Source organism: Rasiella sp. SM2506 (assembly GCF_050859505.1).
Classification (GTDB): Bacteria; Bacteroidota; Bacteroidia; order Flavobacteriales; family Flavobacteriaceae; genus Marinirhabdus.
In genome coordinates this window covers 1,569,884-1,587,844 of the sequence record NZ_CP193934.1, presented here as the reverse complement: position 1 = coordinate 1,587,844, position 17,961 = coordinate 1,569,884, and the positions used below count along the sequence as shown (strand labels likewise).

The 17,961-nt window shown below is 35.8% G+C and carries 17 protein-coding genes; 13 read left to right on the top strand and 4 right to left on the bottom strand.

Annotation, left to right across the window (positions count from 1 at the left end; genetic code table 11):
• Nucleotides 1–87: 87 nt before the first annotated feature.
• From ACQ2HF_RS07155 to ACQ2HF_RS07145, 3 genes are read left to right on the top strand one after another with little or no spacing between them, the layout of a single operon-like run.
• Nucleotides 88–516: a hypothetical protein gene (locus tag ACQ2HF_RS07155; protein ID WP_432412840.1), complete on the top strand. Its 429-nt coding sequence runs from the start codon at nt 88–90 to the stop codon at nt 514–516.
• A 9-nt stretch (nt 517–525) separates the two neighbouring features.
• A complete protein-coding gene (locus ACQ2HF_RS07150; RefSeq protein ID WP_432412839.1) occupies nt 526–1,410 on the top strand; it encodes a methyltransferase domain-containing protein in 885 nt (294 codons plus the stop codon).
• The gene (locus tag ACQ2HF_RS07145; RefSeq protein WP_432412838.1) at nt 1,407–1,865 is read left to right on the top strand and encodes an SRPBCC family protein; all 459 of its coding nucleotides are present in this window, start codon (nt 1,407–1,409) and stop codon (nt 1,863–1,865) included. Before ACQ2HF_RS07150 ends, ACQ2HF_RS07145 begins: the two co-directional genes overlap by 4 nt.
• 37 nt (nt 1,866–1,902) lie before the next feature.
• Here the strand turns inward: ACQ2HF_RS07145 and ACQ2HF_RS07140 are convergent, their stop codons facing one another.
• From ACQ2HF_RS07140 to ACQ2HF_RS07130, 3 genes are all read right to left on the bottom strand, one after another.
• Nucleotides 1,903–4,596 (bottom strand): carboxypeptidase-like regulatory domain-containing protein, encoded by a 2,694-nt coding sequence (locus ACQ2HF_RS07140; protein ID WP_432412837.1) that lies wholly within the window; start codon nt 4,594–4,596, stop codon nt 1,903–1,905.
• Nucleotides 4,597–4,682: 86 nt separating this feature from the next.
• Complete coding sequence (locus tag ACQ2HF_RS07135; protein ID WP_432412836.1) at nt 4,683–5,429, bottom strand: GLPGLI family protein; 747 nt, start codon at nt 5,427–5,429, stop codon at nt 4,683–4,685.
• 27 nt (nt 5,430–5,456) lie between these two features.
• Complete coding sequence (locus tag ACQ2HF_RS07130; protein ID WP_432412835.1) at nt 5,457–5,687, bottom strand: hypothetical protein; 231 nt, start codon at nt 5,685–5,687, stop codon at nt 5,457–5,459.
• A gap of 189 nt (nt 5,688–5,876) precedes the next feature.
• Between ACQ2HF_RS07130 and ACQ2HF_RS07125 the strand changes: the two genes are divergently transcribed.
• Nucleotides 5,877–6,158, top strand: coding sequence for a hypothetical protein (locus ACQ2HF_RS07125; protein WP_432412834.1), 282 nt, complete (start codon nt 5,877–5,879; stop codon nt 6,156–6,158).
• A 92-nt stretch (nt 6,159–6,250) separates the two neighbouring features.
• Nucleotides 6,251–6,802, top strand: coding sequence for a sigma-70 family RNA polymerase sigma factor (locus tag ACQ2HF_RS07120; RefSeq protein WP_432412833.1), 552 nt, complete (start codon nt 6,251–6,253; stop codon nt 6,800–6,802).
• A gap of 222 nt (nt 6,803–7,024) precedes the next feature.
• Here the strand turns inward: ACQ2HF_RS07120 and ACQ2HF_RS07115 are convergent, their stop codons facing one another.
• Nucleotides 7,025–7,849 (bottom strand): hypothetical protein, encoded by an 825-nt coding sequence (locus ACQ2HF_RS07115; RefSeq protein ID WP_432412832.1) that lies wholly within the window; start codon nt 7,847–7,849, stop codon nt 7,025–7,027.
• A gap of 184 nt (nt 7,850–8,033) precedes the next feature.
• On the opposite strand from ACQ2HF_RS07115, the gene gcvP reads away from it, so the two are divergent.
• From gcvP to ACQ2HF_RS07075, 8 genes are all read left to right on the top strand, one after another.
• A complete protein-coding gene (gene gcvP / locus ACQ2HF_RS07110; RefSeq protein ID WP_432412831.1) occupies nt 8,034–10,883 on the top strand; it encodes an aminomethyl-transferring glycine dehydrogenase in 2,850 nt (949 codons plus the stop codon).
• A 157-nt stretch (nt 10,884–11,040) separates the two neighbouring features.
• Nucleotides 11,041–12,102 carry a 3-oxoacyl-ACP synthase III family protein gene (locus tag ACQ2HF_RS07105; protein ID WP_432412830.1) on the top strand — a complete coding sequence of 354 codons (1,062 nt, stop codon included), beginning with the start codon at nt 11,041–11,043 and terminating at the stop codon, nt 12,100–12,102.
• A gap of 42 nt (nt 12,103–12,144) precedes the next feature.
• Complete coding sequence (locus ACQ2HF_RS07100) at nt 12,145–12,669, top strand: methyltransferase (protein WP_432412829.1); 525 nt, start codon at nt 12,145–12,147, stop codon at nt 12,667–12,669.
• Nucleotides 12,666–13,514: a glycosyltransferase family 2 protein gene (locus ACQ2HF_RS07095; RefSeq protein WP_432412828.1), complete on the top strand. Its 849-nt coding sequence runs from the start codon at nt 12,666–12,668 to the stop codon at nt 13,512–13,514. Before ACQ2HF_RS07100 ends, ACQ2HF_RS07095 begins: the two co-directional genes overlap by 4 nt.
• A gap of 72 nt (nt 13,515–13,586) precedes the next feature.
• On the top strand, nt 13,587–14,663 hold the full coding sequence (locus ACQ2HF_RS07090) for an alkaline phosphatase (protein ID WP_432412827.1): 1,077 nt from the start codon (nt 13,587–13,589) through the stop codon (nt 14,661–14,663).
• A 58-nt stretch (nt 14,664–14,721) separates the two neighbouring features.
• Nucleotides 14,722–15,459 carry an MlaE family ABC transporter permease gene (locus tag ACQ2HF_RS07085; protein WP_432412826.1) on the top strand — a complete coding sequence of 246 codons (738 nt, stop codon included), beginning with the start codon at nt 14,722–14,724 and terminating at the stop codon, nt 15,457–15,459.
• Nucleotides 15,459–16,223 carry an ABC transporter ATP-binding protein gene (locus ACQ2HF_RS07080; protein ID WP_432412825.1) on the top strand — a complete coding sequence of 255 codons (765 nt, stop codon included), beginning with the start codon at nt 15,459–15,461 and terminating at the stop codon, nt 16,221–16,223. Before ACQ2HF_RS07085 ends, ACQ2HF_RS07080 begins: the two co-directional genes overlap by 1 nt.
• Before the next feature lie 71 nt (nt 16,224–16,294).
• A complete protein-coding gene (locus tag ACQ2HF_RS07075) occupies nt 16,295–17,911 on the top strand; it encodes an FG-GAP-like repeat-containing protein (protein ID WP_432412824.1) in 1,617 nt (538 codons plus the stop codon).
• Nucleotides 17,912–17,961: the final 50 nt, after the last annotated feature.

Sequence of the window (17,961 nt, the reverse complement as noted above, 5' to 3'; positions counted from 1 at the left end):
GGAGCCGAGGACATAGTCAGGGAATTAAATTTCCCTTTAATTTGACATTAATATTTCAATATTTATTGAAAGTTTAAAACAAACATTATGAAACTAAATATTCCAAATTGGCTAATCATACTTGGCGGCTGCGGTCAAATATTCACTGCTCTAATCTATCCATACATTCGTCATAAAGTATTTGATTGGTATACCGATGTAAAGCAGTTAAAACCTTTAAATCAGGAAATAGCTAAGACGTACGGCCGCTATATTCAAGGACTTAATTTCTCTTTTGGGTTGATGGCTATTTTGATCCCTTCAGATCTAAAAAATGGGACTCATTTAGCAATTGCCATCACAGGTTTAATTGCAGCCTATTGGGTTGGCAAAGTGGCCACGCAAATTGCTTATTACCCAATGTATGATATCCCAAAAAAGTTCATTTTTAAATGGGGTGGCTTCGGGATGAATATTCTGTTCGTTTTGTTTGCCGTAGTGTACACCTTATTATTGATTCAAAATATAATTTCTTAAACCTTACTCATGAAAACAACCTCCATCCCACTTACATATCAGCAAGAAAGCAAAAACGCTTTACGTGAAGACATCACACATTTTTATGATGAAGCGACAAGCGATTATAGTTTTTGGAGCAAAGATTTAAATATGCATTTTGGATATTTTGTTTTAGGGAGTACCAATCCGTTTAAGCGAGATACTATGCTTAATGAAATGAACCGTCAAATTTACAATCGATTACAGTTAATTGATGGTAAAACAACGGTTGCCGATTTAGGTTGCGGAATGGGAGGCACCATGCGAAATTTCTTAAAGAAGAATAAACAGCTTTCAACCATCGGAGTGACACTTTCTCCATTCCAAGTACGTGAAGGCAACAAGCTCTTAAAGGGAAAAAAAGGAATGATTCTGAAGGAAAATTATTGCGAAACCTCTATCCCATCGCATTCTGTAGAGGGTGTAGTGGGTGTTGAAAGCCTTTGCCATAGTGGTCATAGTAAAGAATCGTTACGAGAAGCTTTCAGGATTCTAAAACCGCGTGGCCGCTTTGTGATTGGTGACGCCTTTCTAAAAAAAGAACCTTCTCAATTATGTTTTGGCAGTAGTTTCAGTTACAAAAAACTCTGTAAAGGCTGGAGCTTGGATGGGCTGGGTGTGATTTCAAAAGTGGAGAAAAATTTAAAAGAAATCGGTTTCAGTAAAGTAACCGTTGAAGATATTTCGTTTCGGGTGGCTCCTTCGGTTTTTCACGTTCCTTTTGCTATTGTGGGTTTTTTAATGCTGCAAGTCTTTCAGCATAAAAAAGTAAAATCACAAAGTTGGAATAACCTAAAAGCTTCGTTTTACGCCCTGGTTTCGGGCTTGCATATGAATGATTTTGGATATTATTTAATTACTGCTGAAAAATGACTACCATCAAATTAGCAACGAAAATAAACGCAACCGTAGAAAATGTTTTTGACCTTTCTCGTGATATAGATTTTCATCAAAAATCTGCTTCACAAACAGATGAAACGGCAATTGGAGGAGTTATCTCGGGTCTTATAAATTTTGGAGAAAGCGTCACTTGGCGTGGCAAACATTTTGGCATGTATTTACACCACACCTCAAAAATCACCACTTTTGAGCGGCCGTCAAAATTTACAGATGTGATGACAAAAGGCCATTTCACCTACTTTGCGCATCAACATATTTTTGACACTTCGGAAGACGGAACTTTAATGACGTATATTCTTACCTATAAAACACCCTTTAGCATTTTTGGGAACCTATTTGATTACTTTATTCTAAAAGATCATCTAACCAATTTCTTAAAACACAGGAATTTTCAGCTTAAAAAAGTAATTGAGAAAAAGGAATATTGAGCTTAGCATAAGTTAGCTTACTATTTACTTTATATCATTAAAGTTTGTATTGAATTTTAAAAAGAATAGTTCTAGGAAATATAAAAGTTCGAGTATTTGAAATGAGAAAATTTGAGAAGGAATTTTGTTGTTTAAATTTAGCATCTAGAAGATTATTTCCACTTACTTCAAAACCCCAAGGACTATCCTCCTGTTGATAAAACAATGAGCTATTTAAAATATCAAAAGTATTTTCACCATTTGTAGTTCTATTAATATTTTGATTGTAAGAATAATCACTCTTAAATATAAAGTCTTTTAAAAAAGTATAGTCTAAAGAGCCAAATAAATTATCATTTGTAAAGTTGGTTTTACCATTGGTTGCGCGGTATGAATAGAAATCCTTTTTATAACCCAATTCTAAGCTAGGGAATTTGTCAAAAAGCGTTTTTATTCCTACAGTTCCTGAAGTAATTTTTGAAATATTTAGATTTTCAATAGTATTTAATACTTGAAAAAAATCACTGTAGATAAAATTTCCTTTTAGATTGTACCTTATATTCTTCCAATCTTGACTTATATCCATATTAAAATTAAGAGTATGTTCTGGACTATCAAATGGTATTATAGTGTTAAATTGCTCTATGCCATTTAAAACTGTAGTGTTTTTAAAGGATTTTTCTTTTTTGTTGAAGCTAGCAGAAAAATTCATTCTGAACCTATCATATATTTTAAATTTATAATAGTTTAGGGTTGCTGTATGATAAAGTTCATTTTGCAGTGTGTTATTTCCTCTGAAAATACTATTAAAATTAGATAGAATAAACCTATCTGCTAATTGATTAATATTGGGAAATCTAGTGTTAAAACGATACTTAAAAGATAGCTTTTCTGTAGAGTTGAACACAATATCTGAGTCTAATTCTGGCAGTAATACCGCTTTGTAAGCAACCAAACTATTCTCGAACTGTTTAGTTTGCCATGTAAAAAAATTCATATAAACAGCCGGTTTAAAAGTAGCTTTCCCTATTTGAAATTTATATTCAATACCAAGATATGTATTTACCAAAGCATATTTAAAATCATTATTAAAATTACTTTCTTCAAAAGAATTTAAAATACCATTGGTTAGTTCTTGTCTATCATTACTCAAAAACTCCGAGAATAAAGTTTTAACACCAAAACTAGGATACAGGTGATGAAACTTACTAAGTACCCAATAATCCTTAATGACTGCATTAAAATTATGGGAGTTTATCCTTTTGTCTTGTAAAAGTCTATATATATTATCTTCTTCCAACGGGATCAAACCTTCTAATATAGGTTGATTTGTTACCCATCTATTTACAGGTTTTCCATTTTCATAAATATAGATTGCTTCCAACGTAGCAGTATGTTTTTCTGAAAATCTCCTGCTGTAATTTAACTTTTGTTGTAAGCGTATAGCTTTGTTGAAATAATTCGCATTTATAGAATTTTCATTTTGAGGAGCACTTGTATTTATTATCTCATTAGATTCAATATTGGTCAATTTTGCGAAACTATTATAAGTAAATTCTTCTTCAAAACTTGGTTTGTAGCTAAGTGTTGCTTTTCCGAGGATAAAATTATTTCTAATGGCATTGTTTAGTATTCTTTCTTCAATAAAAGAATTTTCTTGTTGTAAAAAATTATTTATAGTAGTGCTAGCTGTTTTAATTTTGTTTGTGGAAGCTATTACATAACCAGTTAAATCAAAATTATTTGGTAGCGCTTGTTGAATATTTAATGCTCCAAATTTAGAAACGCTATTAGTAAAATCTCTATTTGAAATAAACTGTGCAACATCGCTATTTAATATTTCAGAAAAAGAACTAGAATCATTTAACAAACTGCTGTATCCACCCTCAAAATTTATATAATCACTTAACGTGAAAGATTTTTCTGCAATGTTATTTACATCACCTATAAAGCTAAAACTTGTTAAGGGACTATAATAAAATAGTTTTGGATTAACTAGATATCTTTCTTTTACACCTCCTCCAGCTTCAATATCTCCAAACACAAAGTTCTTTTTATCCTCTTTTAGGTTAATATTTAAGGCCATGGCATCACTATCCTGTAATCCTTTGAGCATTGCTATCTCACTGTAGTTATCCAGTACTTCTACTTGGTCAACTGCATCTGCTGGAATATTATTCACCGCAAGTTTACTGTCGCCCGTAAAAAAGGTTTTGTTTTCTATTAATACTTTAGTGATTTTTTTGCCATTTACGGAAACATTGCCATCTCTATCTACTTCTACTCCTGGGAGGTTTTTAAGCACATCTCTCAATTTTCTTTCAGTACCGTCTATGAAGGACTCTACATTATAAATAATAGTGTCCTTTTTTATTATAACTGGAATTTTACTTTTGATAAGTATTTCTTCTAGCTGCCCTGCACTTTCTTTAAGTATAAAGTTTTCGATGGCATTTTCAGAAATTTTTACAGTTTTCACTTTTTTCGCATACCCTAAATAACTTATGGTCAATTCATAAGGAACATTCAACTTAACTTCTAGTGAAAATTCTCCATTCCCATCGGCAATAGCAAATGCCATAGAATCATCTGTATTAATAGGAAGTGCTAGGATATTTGCATTGGGAAGCGGGTTTTGCAAACTATCGGTCACTTGTCCCTTTAGAAAACCATTCTGTGCAGAAACAAAAAAAAATCCTGTGAAAAACAACAGGATAGCTAATACAAGAAATTTTTGATTTATGATTTTCACTTAAATATGGAACTTGGTGAATATAGTAATGAATCAACTATTCAATAAACAATACAAAAACACATTTTCTTTTAAAATTACGAAATTTAAAACTTAAAAGAGGGGGCAGTTTTAAATTGGTCATAGTAGTCTTTTCTTGAAATAGTTTCACCCTTTGGCCAAGAAATTTCTACTTCTTTATATTTTATCTCTTTCGCAATAAAGCAACTACCACTCTGGCATTTTTTTAAAATTAAGCCGGGTAGACCACCATACCCTTGTGGTCCAAAATTTAAAGGAATTTCTGGGGTGTACCAAACAGTTATCTCACGCACTAAATCTGCACTGCCTGATGGATGCGGGTCTGTAAATTGAGTACTCGCTTTATAACAAGTATATCCTAAAATCTTTTCTGTTTCTTTGCTTAACTCCCAATCAAAAAAGTCAAAAGTATAGGTAATAATTTTTTTATTGGAATTATGCTGTTCCCATACTTTTTTTGTGTTGGAATTCTGATAAAAACTACCTTTATACGCATTCACTTTAGCCAATTCATTTATGCTTTTACCATTAAATTCACTGAATAAAAATTCATTTACATAAAAATAAGATTGCTTTTTATCTATTTCAAGACTGTATGTGCTTTTTTGAGCTTCAATTTGTGCGCTCAAAGAATATGACATCATCCTTTTTTCCATTGCACTTAAGTCCGGACGCAACATTTCTTTCTTAAATATATCATTTTGCCCTTGTGCATCAATACCATATATTACAATTAATTCTTGTCCATTTAAAGAAATAGAATGTATTAATGCAAAAAAAGACAATAAAATAAAAGATTTTTTAATTTTCATTTCAAAATTTATTGGAAAAAACTTTATTTAATCTTCAATCATAGTACAAATATTCAAAAAGTGTAAAACTCTTCCAAACCATTCAGCATGAGTAATAGTTCCATTTGCTAATTCAATATTAGCTAAATTTATTGCTATATCGTGGCAATTGGTCGCACCAACTTCTTCAACTATTGATGTGTTAACATTAACAATGTTTGCTTGTGTTGTGAAAGAAATGGTCAAGACAATTAACGAAGAAAATAGTAAATTTTTCATTTTATAAACTTTTGATTAGTAGTCTATAAAAGTCTATAAAAGTCTATAAAATAAATACAATTAAAAAGGTTTTGACCTTTTATTTTTTAAAAATCGGCTTCCCAAACAGATGAAACAGCAATTGGAGGAGTTACCTCGGGACATATAAATTTTGGAGAAAGTGTTACGTGGCGCGGGAAGCATTTTGGGATGTATGTACACCATACCTCAAAAATCACCGCTTTTGAACGCCCTTCAAAATTTACAGATGTGATGACAAAAGGACATTTTAGGTATTTTGCCCATCAACATTTGTTTGAAACTACAGTTAATGAAACTTTGATGATAGATATTCTTACCTATAAGATACCTTTTAGTATTTTTGGAAAGGTGTTCGATTATTTTTTTCTTAAAAAACATCTTTCAAATTTTTTAAAACATGGAAATTTTCAACTTAAGGGACAACTTGAGAATAATTACCACCATTTGTAGCCTTCCAGTTTTTCCAACACTTAGTAATTTATTCAGAAACAAGTATTAGTTGCTCAAACTTTCCTATTTTTGGTAAAATTCTTGGATTCCCTATGCCAGAACATCAATTAGACCCTACGAAATGGGTAGATGCGTACTCAGATTACCTCTACAATTACACTATTGTAAGGGTAAACGACCACGAAGTGGCGCAGGATCTTATTTCCGAAACTTTTTTTGCCGGTCTGAAATCGGCTCCCAATTTTAAAGGGGAAGCTTCCGAAAGAACATGGCTTATTTCTATCCTAAAACGAAAAATAATTGACCATTACCGAAAGAAAAATTCTAAAAAAGGCAAAGCCGAAGTACGTATAGAATACCGTGATGAAGACAGTGAGGGAGCGTGGCTGGAAGAGCGCGTAAAGGACCCTTTTGACCGGACCGCAGAGGACACCATGGAAAATGAAGAATTGGGGGAAGCCATCCTGAAATGTTTAGACTCTTTAAACGACAAACAGGCTACTATTTTTAAAATGAAAACAATACATAATTTTGATACCGAGGCTATTTGTAATGAATTTGAGATTACGCCGTCTAACCTTTGGGTAATCATCCATCGGGCGAGAACAGCAATGGCAAAATGCCTCGAAAATAATTGGTTATAAGTTATGAGTATATTTATTAAATGTGAAGAAGCAAATATTGTTTGCGATAAAAACCAGTACAAGGAGGCTTCTTTTTGGGAAGCCGTAAAATTAAACATTCACCTTATGTATTGTAGGATTTGTCGGAAATATTCTATACGCAATAATCGATTGACAAAACTCTTCAGGAAATCTAATCTACGAACAATGCCTATGGACGACAAGGCAGCGATGAAAGAACGTTTACGTCAAGAAATGACGAAATACTAACAACACACACAAGCCAACAATTGGAATACTCTCTACCCAAAAGGAGGCAAAGTATTCCGATTGTTTTTTTCTGGCTAGTAGCAATGCAACCATAACAAGCAGCACTAATAAAAGGAGTCCATAAATTTCAGTATTAATAATTTCATCTTTAAAGCCTTCTAGCACTAAAGCAATCATTAAGAATCCTATCCCGAGAATTTTTGTTTTCTGGATTCCTATTTGTTGCGGAATTGTTTTTAAGTGTGCTACATCATATTGTAAATCTCTAATTTCAAATGGAAGCGTTAGCACAAAAACTATCAAAAACCGCTGCAAAAAAGCGAGCCAGCCATCGGTAGTGAGCGACATGTTAACCTCCACCATAGGTGCCAAAACTGTGACACCGGCCCAAACAATCGCAACTATTAAAATTTTAATTCCCGAAAAAGTACGCAGGTTTTTTTTGCGAAGAAAAGGCACCGCATAAAAGAAAGTGAAGAGCCCAAATAGTGCAGTTACTAAAAGTGTTTGAAACGAAAGAAAGAAGCAGCAAACTAATAAACCTGAAAAACATACCAATGAAAATACCTGTATGCTCCGCAAACTATCGGTGAGACTTCTGTGGTGCAAACCCGCAATCTTTGCATATTTTACAAAATTATATCCCGTCACAGTTCCAAAAAATATAAAAACCCACAACGCGGGAGGCACTAACAAATCGAATTGAAAAACGGTAATAGCTACGAAGGAAACCACAGCAAAAGCCACGTGAATACTAGCGTTTATATAAAACTTAAAAATTGGATAAAATAGCTTCACCTTGTAAAAATAGACAAACTGTTAGTAACCCGTTGTTTTGGTTGAAAAGTTCCGTTTATAGCCTTCATAAATGTCGGTTTTTTTGTATTAAAATCAGTAATTTTGCGACTCCTTTTTAAGGACTTCTTTTTAAGAAGCCATGTTTGTTTAATTAAAAAAATTTCCGAAGTTTCGGAACGCATATATGAACACAGACTCTTTTGCCCTTAGACACATTGGCCCTCGCCGTAGCGATCTTTCAGAAATGCTTAAAACTGTTGGCGCTGAAAGCATGGAACAGTTAATTTCTGAAACTATTCCGGATGACATTCGACTTAAAAAAGACATCGCCTTAGATACAGCTATGAGCGAGCACGAATATCTGGAACATATTACCGAATTATCTTCAAAAAACAGTGTTTTTAAAACATACATTGGCCTGGGATACCACCAAGCGTTTACGCCACCGGTGATCCAGAGAAATATTTTGGAAAACCCAGGGTGGTATACCGCCTACACTCCGTATCAAGCTGAAATCGCCCAAGGAAGACTGGAAGCGTTGCTCAATTACCAAACTATGGTAACAGACCTTACGGGAATGGAATTGGCAAATGCATCACTTCTGGACGAAAGCACTGCAGCTGCCGAAGCTATGACGCTTTTATTTGCTGTTCGCGAAAAAGACCAAAAGAAACATGGAGCGAACAAGTTTTTCGTTTCCGAAGAAATCCTTCCACAAACATTATCGTTATTACAAACCCGTTCTGTCCCAATGGAAATTGAATTGGTAATAGGGAATCACGAAGAATTTGATTTTTCAACTGAATTCTTCGGAGCTATTTTACAATACCCTGGAAAAAGTGGACGCGTATTCGATTTTAAAGATTTTGTAGCTAAAGCAAACGAAAAACAAATAAAAGTAGCCGTTGCCGCAGATATTTTGAGCCTGGTAAAACTAGAAGCACCAGGACATTTTGGTGTGGATGTAGTGGTAGGTACTACACAACGTTTTGGAATTCCGTTAGGATATGGAGGACCTCACGCTGCTTATTTTGCTACCAAGGAAGCCTATAAACGCAACATTCCAGGACGTATTATTGGCGTTACAAAGGATACCGATGGGAATCGAGCGCTACGTATGGCGCTACAAACTCGTGAGCAACACATTAAGCGTGACAAAGCGACTTCAAACATATGTACTGCACAGGTTTTATTGGCTGTTATGGCAGGGATGTACGGTGTATATCACGGTCCTGAAGGCTTAAAATATATAGCTTCCAAAGTTCACAATACCGCTGCTACCTTAGCAGATGCGCTGGAGAAGCTAGGCTATTACCAGGCAAATGAAACGTATTTTGATACCATTTCGATTAAGACAGATATTTCAAAAATAGATTTTAGAGCTGAAGCTGAAGAAATTAATTTTTATTATCCAGATGATGAAACGGTTTCAATTTCTATCAATGAGACTACTACCCTCAACGACGTGAACAATATTATTGGCGTGTTTGCTCGAGCGGCTAGTAAAGACCGCTTTTATATTTCAGAATTACTGGAAGGTAATATGATTCCAAAAAGCGTGGCAAGAAAGACAGAGTTCCTCCAGAATGAAGTATTCAACAGCTACCACAGCGAAACAGAATTAATGCGTTACATAAAAAGACTGGAGCGTAAAGATTTGGCATTAAACCATTCTATGATTTCACTTGGTTCGTGCACTATGAAACTGAACGCTGCGGCCGAAATGTTACCATTAAGCGACCCTATGTGGGGTAATATGCACCCGTTTGTTCCAGTAAGACAAGCCGGTGGTTATCAATTTATGCTAAAAAAACTAGAGGAGCAGTTAACCGAAATTACAGGTTTTGCAGGCACCTCACTTCAACCAAATTCTGGAGCACAAGGCGAATATGCCGGATTAATGGTGATTAGAGCGTATCACGAATCTAGAGGAGACACTCACAGAAATATTTGTTTAATTCCATCTTCTGCTCACGGGACCAATCCAGCGAGTGCGGTAATGGCGGGAATGAAAGTGGTGGTAACCAAAGCCACTGAAGAAGGAAACATAGACACAGACGACCTTCGCGCAAAAGCGGAAGAACACAAAGACAACCTCGCTGCATTAATGGTAACCTATCCTTCAACCCATGGAGTTTACGAAAGTGCTATTAGAGAAATTACCAGTATTATTCACAATAACGGCGGGCAAGTATATATGGATGGCGCCAATATGAATGCTCAAGTAGCCTTAACAAATCCTGGGGCGATTGGCGCAGATGTGTGTCACCTCAACTTACACAAAACCTTTGCCATTCCTCATGGTGGCGGTGGACCAGGTGTAGGCCCTATTTGTGTAGCAGAGCAGTTAGTACCCTTTTTACCCTCCAACCCTATCATTGAAACAGGCGGTGAAACGGCAATTACAGCAATTTCCGCAGCCCCCTGGGGAAGTGCTCTAGCCTGCCTTATTAGCTACGCATACATTTGTATGCTAGGAGAAAATGGATTAAAAAAATCTACGCAATACGCCATCTTAAATGCCAACTATATTAAAGAACGTTTAAGCGGTCATTTTGATGTTTTGTACACAGGTGAAAAAGGAAGAGCAGCGCATGAAATGATTATTGACTGCAGGCCTTTTAAAGAAAATGGGATTGAAGTAGTAGACATCGCTAAACGTTTAATGGATTACGGCTTCCACTCTCCTACAGTGTCATTCCCTGTAGCAGGAACTATGATGATTGAGCCTACCGAAAGTGAGAGCAAGCAAGAGCTGGATCGTTTCTGTGACGCTATGATCTCTATTAGAAAAGAGATTAACAACGCCAATAAAGACGAACCAAACAACCCACTTAAAAATGCTCCACATACGCAAGCGATGCTCACCAGCGATACTTGGGTATTGCCGTACACAAGACAGCAGGCGGCATTTCCGTTGGAGTATGTAAGTGACAATAAATTCTGGCCAAGTGTGCGTCGCGTAGACGATGCGTATGGAGACAGAAATCTAATTTGCACCTGCGCTCCTATAGAAGAATATATGGAAGCATAAAAAAAACAATTTAAAGAATCTTCATTTTAATGAACTTAAAATGAGGATTCTTAGATTTAAAACCGAATTTTTAGTGATAGTTTAAATATCGCTTATTTCGTAAAAAATGAATGTATTACCTTTACATTTTTACCTATTTTAGTCAAAATTTTAGTTTATGGGCACAAAAATCACAGGAGTTGGGAGCTACATCCCTACAGGAGTTGCTCCAAATAATCAGTTTGAAAAAAATAGCTTCTACACAGAAGATGGGAGTCCTTTTGCACATGAAAATACTGTGATTATTGAAAAGTTTCAAGCCATCACAGGAATTTCAGAAAGACGCTATATTAATGACGATCTTAACACGTCTGACATTGCCTATTTCGCAGCCGAAAAAGCCATAGAAGATGCCGGAATAGATAAAGAAACTCTGGATTATATAATAGTCGCTAATAATTATGGCGACGTAAAACACGGCTCACACCAAAGTGACTCTGTGCCAAGTATAGCTTCCCGTGTAAAGCATTTACTCAAAATTAAAAACCCAAATTGTGTAGGATATGATCTCATGTTCGGCTGCCCAGGTTGGGTAGAGTCTATGATAGTTGCCCATGCCTATATAAAAAGTGGGATGGCAAAAAAATGCCTGGTCATTGGTGCCGAGGCTTTGTCCAGAGTAGTAGACCAACACGATCGTGACTCTATGATTTATAGCGATGGTGCAGGCGCTACTGTTGTAGAAGCTACAGATGATGATACCACTGGGTTTTTAGCTCATAAAAGTGCTACTTTTTCGTACGACGAAGCGCATTTTATTTACTTTGGAGAAAGTAACAATCAGGAACTGACCGACGCCAGACGATATATTAAAATGTACGGTCGTAAAATTTATAACTTTGCATTAAGCAATGTACCTGAAGCTATGAAAGCTTGTCTGGATGAAAGCGGAGTTCCAATCACAGAGCTTAAAAAGATCCTAATTCATCAAGCTAACGAAAAAATGGACGAGGCCATTATTAACAGGTTTTACAAGCTGTATGATATGGATGCCCCAGAAGGCGTTATGCCTATGACTATTAATAAACTAGGAAACTCCAGTGTTGCTACCGTCCCCACCTTATATGATTTGATCCTTAACAACAAGTTAGAAGGTCAAACAATTAGCAAAGGAGACGTTGTCATGTTTGCCAGCGTAGGTGCCGGGATGAATATTAATGCCATAGTTTATAAAGTGTAATTTCTTTTTATCGTTTCAGCTTCCATTTCGATTTTAAAATTTATGTACGAAGGTCAATTTCCGAAAAAACGTTACAAAAACACCCTTCGTTTCCTGAAGGAACACGTCTCTACAGATCAGACAATTTTGGATTTAGGAGTGGCAAATCCATTTACTGACATTATGAAAGCTGAAGGCTATTCAGTAAAAAATACCACAGGAGAAGATCTAGATTTAGAAACCGATTGTGTGAAAGCCGAAAATTATGACGTTCTCACCGCTTTTGAAATTTTTGAACACTTAGTAAGTCCATTTAATGTCCTGAATGATTGCAAGGCTAAAAAACTCGTGGCTTCAGTACCTTTAAAATTATGGTTTGCCTCCGCTTACCAAAGTAAAACCGACGAGTGGGATCGTCACTACCACGAGTTTGAAGATTGGCAATTTGATTGGTTACTTGAAAAAGCAGGCTGGATTATTAAAAAAAGAATAAAAATTACACATCCCGTAAAAAAAATAGGCTTCCGCCCTATTTTGAGGAGATTTACACCAAGGTACTATTTGGTGTATGCTGAAAGAGCTAGATGAACATCCAAATAATCATACCCGCCCATAACGAAGAAGCGTTTCTCACACAAACCTTAGATTCGTTGGTGGCACAAACCCTTCGACCTAGCAAAGTGATTGTAGTGAATGATGGGTCTACAGATGGCACTCAGGCTATCATACATCAATTTTCAGCAAAACACCCTTTTATTACTTCGGTTACTAGCAACTTAAAATCGGAGCACGAGCCAGGCAGTAAAATTATCAATGCTTTTTACAAAGGTTTTGAAATGCTAGACAAAAATTTCGATGTGATTTGCAAGTTTGATGCAGATCTTATATTTCCGCAGCATTATTTGGAGAAAATTTCAGAAATTTTCCAAAGCAATTCAAAGATTGGAATGGTTGGCGGTTTCTGCACTATTGAAGCAAACGGAATCTGGAAAGTAGAAAACCTCACCAATAAAGACCACATTCGCGGCGCCTTAAAAGCCTACCGCAAAGAATGTTTTGAACAAATTGGCGGATTAAAAAACGCCATGGGCTGGGATACAGTAGATGAACTTCTTGCCAAATTTCACGGCTGGGAAGTTAGTACAACAGAAACACTACACGTTAAGCACTTAAAACCCACGGGTGCCACCTATACCAAAACTGCCAAATACAAACAAGGAGAGGCGTTTTACAAAATGCGCTATGGGTATGTACTCACACAAATTGCAACTATTAAGTTGGCCACTAAAAAAGAAAGTCTCAACTTTTATTACAATTGCATGCGCGGGTATTTAAAGGCAAAAAAAAGCAAGGCATCCTTTTTGGTTACAGAAGAAGAAGGAAGATTTATTCGTGAATTACGTTGGAAAAATATAAAGAAAAAAGTCTTTTAATGCATCTTAACCTTTTTATAGCATTTCGCAATTTCGTATTGTGTATTTTTGAAACTCTTTAAGTAATTTTTTATGCCTTCATCTATCATCAAAATTTTTATTTGCTTAACGATTTGCACATTCAGTTTCGCATCGTCTATTTCACAAAACACTAAGAAACCAAAAAATATCATTCTACTTGTTGGTGATGGTATGGGGCTAAGCGAAATTTCGTCTAGCTTATATTTTAACGACAAACCTTCAAATTTTCTTAGATTTAGCACCGTTGGACTAAGTATGACTTCTTCTTCAAAAGAATTGATTACAGATTCTTCGGCTGGAGCTACTGCCTTCGCTTCGGGAATAAAAACATACAACGGTGCCATAGGCGTAGATTTAAAAATGAATCCCGCCGAAACTATCGTAGAGCACGTTTCTAAAACTGATATCGCAACAGGGTTGGTAGTTACATCGTCTGTTGTACACGCTACACCTGCTGCTTTTTATGCGCATCAGGAATCCCGACGAATGTATGAGGAAATTGCTGTGGATTTGGTGAAGAGTGATCTCGATTTTTTTGCAGGTGGTGGTCTTCAATATTTTCAGAATAGAAAGGATAGCTTAGATCTTGTTAAACAATTAGAAGACAATGATTTTGAAGTGCATACAGAAAAACTTCCCACTAAAATTTCAGCAAAAAAGCAGGCTATATTACTAGCGCCTAATGGGATGCCAAAAATGTCTGAGAAACGCGGAAATTTTTTGACTAATGCCACCATGCTGGCTATTGGACAATTGTCCAAAAATAAAAATGGATTCTTTCTACTGGTAGAAGGATCGCAAATAGATTGGGGCGGCCATGACAACGATGCTGAATATTTAATCAACGAAATGATAGATTTCGATAAAACTATTGGAGCTGTCTTAGACTTTGCTAAAAACAATGGAGAAACGCTCGTGATAGTCACTGGAGACCATGAAACCGGAGGCTTTACGCTTAGTGCAGACGGGATGAACTACAATAAAATAATAGCTTCGTTTTCAACTACGGGACATTCAGCCACCATGGTGCCGGTTTTTGCGCAAGGTCCTAGCGAGGAACTGTTTGACGGAGTATATCAAAACACAAAAATATTTGCTATTATGAAACAACTTTTTGACCAAAAGTAAACGTACAACCAATCACTAAAAATTATTTAATTAGTACCTTAGCGACTCTATTACAATTATGGCATACCTAGAAGATATTGGTTCTTATTTTTTAATGTTGAAACGCACCTTTGGGAGTTTCACCAAACGATCGGTGCTTAAAGAACTTATTTTTAAAGAGATTGACGACCTTATTATTGGATCTTTAGGTATTGTGGCTTTTATCTCCTTCTTTGTAGGAGGTGTAATTGCTATACAAACGGCACTAAATGTTGACAACCCCATTATTCCAAAATCATTAATTGGTTTTGCCACGAGACAATCCATTGTTTTAGAATTTGCTCCTACTTTTATGTCTATTATTATGGCAGGTAAAGTAGGATCTTTTATAACTTCCAGCATTGGCTCTATGAGAGTAACAGAGCAAATTGACGCATTGGAAGTAATGGGAATAAATTCTTTAAACTATTTAGTATTCCCCAAAATAGTTGCGTTAATGTTCTACCCTTTTATTATAGCATTGTCTATGTTTATTGGGATTACCGGAGGATTACTTGCTGGTGTGTACGGCGGTTTTACGACCTATACAGATTTTACCACAGGACTTCAGCAAGACTTCAACTCATTTCATTTGGTATATGCCTTTATAAAAACTTTCGTCTTTGCGTTTATTTTAGCAACGGTACCCTCCTGGCAGGGCTATTATATGAAAGGTGGTGCGCTGGAAGTAGGAAAAGCAAGCACCAACTCTTTTGTATGGACCAGTGTACTTATAATTCTGGCAAATTTTATTATCACACAACTCCTTCTTAGCTAATGATTAAAGTAGAAAACATAAAGAAAAGCTTTGGTGAAGAGGAAATCCTTAAAGGTATTTCCACAGTTTTCGAAAAAGGGAAGACCAATTTAATTATTGGACAAAGTGGAAGTGGTAAAACCGTATTATTAAAGTGTCTTTTGGGACTTTTTAAGCCTGAAGAAGGTCTTATTTATTATGAAGAAGACGCTATTCAAAATATGGATAGTGAGCAACAAAGAAATCTACGAGAAGAAATTGGAATGCTTTTTCAGGGAGGCGCATTGTTTGATTCTATGACGATTGAAGAAAACGTAATGTTTCCCCTACGCATGTTTACCCAGAATAAAAAGGCTGAAATGATAGATCGGGTAAATGAAGTTCTGCAACGCGTAAATTTAGAGGGTACTAATAAAAAATATCCTTCGGAAATTTCAGGGGGTATGCAAAAAAGAGTTTCCATTGCAAGAGCTATTGTAAACAAACCCAAGTACTTATTTTGTGACGAACCTAACTCGGGTCTGGACCCTAAAACAGCTACCGTAATTGACAACCTGATTCAGGAAATCACCCATGAAAATAATATTACAACTGTTGTAGTAACTCACGATATGAATTCGGTAATGGAAATTGGCGAGAACATTGTATTCTTAAAAAATGGGATCTTAGTTTGGCAAGGAAATAATAAGGAAATTTTTAATACAGAAAATCAAGACGTTACAGATTTCGTCTATTCTTCAGATTTATTCAAAAAAATTAGAGATATACAGATAAAAGAACAGTAATTAATTCATAGTTAGGTTGTATCGTTAGGTTTTTTAGATTATTTTTAGAGACTTTTTAAAACACCAAAAACATGAAAAAATTTACAAGCTTATCACTTGCGCTCGCATGTGGTTTTGGGTTGTTGGCTCAAGAAGTGAGTTTTACGAACCAAAACAATTTAATAGGCAACTTCCAATCATCCACGGCAGTTGCTGTTGATGTAAACAATGATTTTCTTGACGATAACGTTCGAATTTCATCGAACGGAATTGGAATAGATTACCAACAACCCGATGGGACTTTTATCTCAACTATGATTTCAATGAACATTCAAAACGTTCCAGACTGGAGCGTCGCTGCTGGTGATTTAGACGCAAATGGATATAATGATTTTGTGTTAGGTAATGGGCAACGTGTTTCCTTTTTAATGGCAAATGCAGATGGTACTGACTATACTGAAAATACATTCCCTCAGTATATCTTCTCACAACGCTCTACCATAGCAGATATTGATAACGATGGAGATTTAGATGCATTTGTTTGTCACGATGTAGATTTAAGTCATCCTTACCGAAATGACGGTAATGGAAATATGACCCTCGATCAAACCCTTATTCAAACCATAGATGCTCCTGGCAACTATGCTGCCATTTGGATAGATTATGACAATGATGGCGACCTTGATATGTATTTAACGAAATGTAGAGGTGGTTCACCACCAAACGATCCATTAAATAACAATGCAATGTACACGAACGATGGTACGGGTGTTTTTACTGAAAACGCACTAGATATTGGTATGCAGGATAGCTCGCGTTCCTGGGCAACTGTTTTTGAAGATTTTGACAACGATGGCGATCTTGATGCCTTTATCGTAAATCATGACTTTCAAAATAAATTTATGGAAAATGACGGTACTGGAAACTTTACAGATATTATTGCCACTACAGGTATTAATCCAACAGACCTGGGATCTTGGGAAAATTTAGCGGCAGATTTTAATAACGATGGGTATATAGATATCCTAAGCGAAATGTCTAAAGAACTGTACCTTAATAATGGAGATATGACTTTTACAGGTCAAGACCTACCATTTGATGGTGGTGGAATTGGAGATTTTAATAATGACGGCTTCTTGGACGTTGTAAGAGGAGGAAATCTTTATATGAATGACACAAATTCTAACAACTGGTTTAAGATTGGTTTAATTGGTGTAGATAGCAACATTAACGGTATTGGTGCTCGCATCACTATCGAAGGTGCATGGGGAAGCCAAATGCGAGAAATTCGCTCTGGAGAAGGCTTTAGACATATGAACTCTTTAGTAGCCCACTTTGGTCTTGGAACAGCAACAGAAATTGATAGAGTTGTTATTGAATGGCCCAATGGAACTATCGACGAAATAACAAACCCAAACATAAACACTCAAATTATTTTTGAACAAGGTGGAAATCCATTAGGAATTAATGATGTAGAAGCTGCCGGAATACATCTTTTTCCTAATCCTACAGTAGACAAATTAAACTTCTCTGTTCAAGGAATGAACAATACTACGGTAACGATTGTAGATATGAATGGTAAATTGGTTTTGACCACAAAAATCTCTAGCGCAAACAGCATCGATGTTTCTAGCTTAAACTCTGGTGTGTACTTCGCTCAATTTGAAGTTGATTCAAAACAAATGAGTTATAAGTTTGTGAAAAAATAATTTAGAAAAGACCTTTACTAGAAAATGGCACTCTGTTCGAGTGCCATTTT

What these genes read in the sequence shown, in the direction of transcription:
- ACQ2HF_RS07155 (WP_432412840.1), top strand. Translation starts at nt 88, where the DNA reads ATGAAACTAAATATTCCAAATTGGCTAATCATACTTGGCGGCTGCGGT.
- ACQ2HF_RS07150 (WP_432412839.1), top strand. Translation starts at nt 526, where the DNA reads ATGAAAACAACCTCCATCCCACTTACATATCAGCAAGAAAGCAAAAAC.
- ACQ2HF_RS07145 (WP_432412838.1), top strand. Translation starts at nt 1,407, where the DNA reads ATGACTACCATCAAATTAGCAACGAAAATAAACGCAACCGTAGAAAAT.
- ACQ2HF_RS07135 (WP_432412836.1), bottom strand. Translation starts at nt 5,429, where the DNA reads ATGAAAATTAAAAAATCTTTTATTTTATTGTCTTTTTTTGCATTAATA.
- ACQ2HF_RS07130 (WP_432412835.1), bottom strand. Translation starts at nt 5,687, where the DNA reads ATGAAAAATTTACTATTTTCTTCGTTAATTGTCTTGACCATTTCTTTC.
- ACQ2HF_RS07125 (WP_432412834.1), top strand. Translation starts at nt 5,877, where the DNA reads ATGTATGTACACCATACCTCAAAAATCACCGCTTTTGAACGCCCTTCA.
- ACQ2HF_RS07120 (WP_432412833.1), top strand. Translation starts at nt 6,251, where the DNA reads ATGCCAGAACATCAATTAGACCCTACGAAATGGGTAGATGCGTACTCA.
- gcvP (WP_432412831.1), top strand. Translation starts at nt 8,034, where the DNA reads ATGAACACAGACTCTTTTGCCCTTAGACACATTGGCCCTCGCCGTAGC.
- ACQ2HF_RS07105 (WP_432412830.1), top strand. Translation starts at nt 11,041, where the DNA reads ATGGGCACAAAAATCACAGGAGTTGGGAGCTACATCCCTACAGGAGTT.
- ACQ2HF_RS07100 (WP_432412829.1), top strand. Translation starts at nt 12,145, where the DNA reads ATGTACGAAGGTCAATTTCCGAAAAAACGTTACAAAAACACCCTTCGT.
- ACQ2HF_RS07095 (WP_432412828.1), top strand. Translation starts at nt 12,666, where the DNA reads ATGAACATCCAAATAATCATACCCGCCCATAACGAAGAAGCGTTTCTC.
- ACQ2HF_RS07090 (WP_432412827.1), top strand. Translation starts at nt 13,587, where the DNA reads ATGCCTTCATCTATCATCAAAATTTTTATTTGCTTAACGATTTGCACA.
- ACQ2HF_RS07085 (WP_432412826.1), top strand. Translation starts at nt 14,722, where the DNA reads ATGGCATACCTAGAAGATATTGGTTCTTATTTTTTAATGTTGAAACGC.
- ACQ2HF_RS07080 (WP_432412825.1), top strand. Translation starts at nt 15,459, where the DNA reads ATGATTAAAGTAGAAAACATAAAGAAAAGCTTTGGTGAAGAGGAAATC.
- ACQ2HF_RS07075 (WP_432412824.1), top strand. Translation starts at nt 16,295, where the DNA reads ATGAAAAAATTTACAAGCTTATCACTTGCGCTCGCATGTGGTTTTGGG.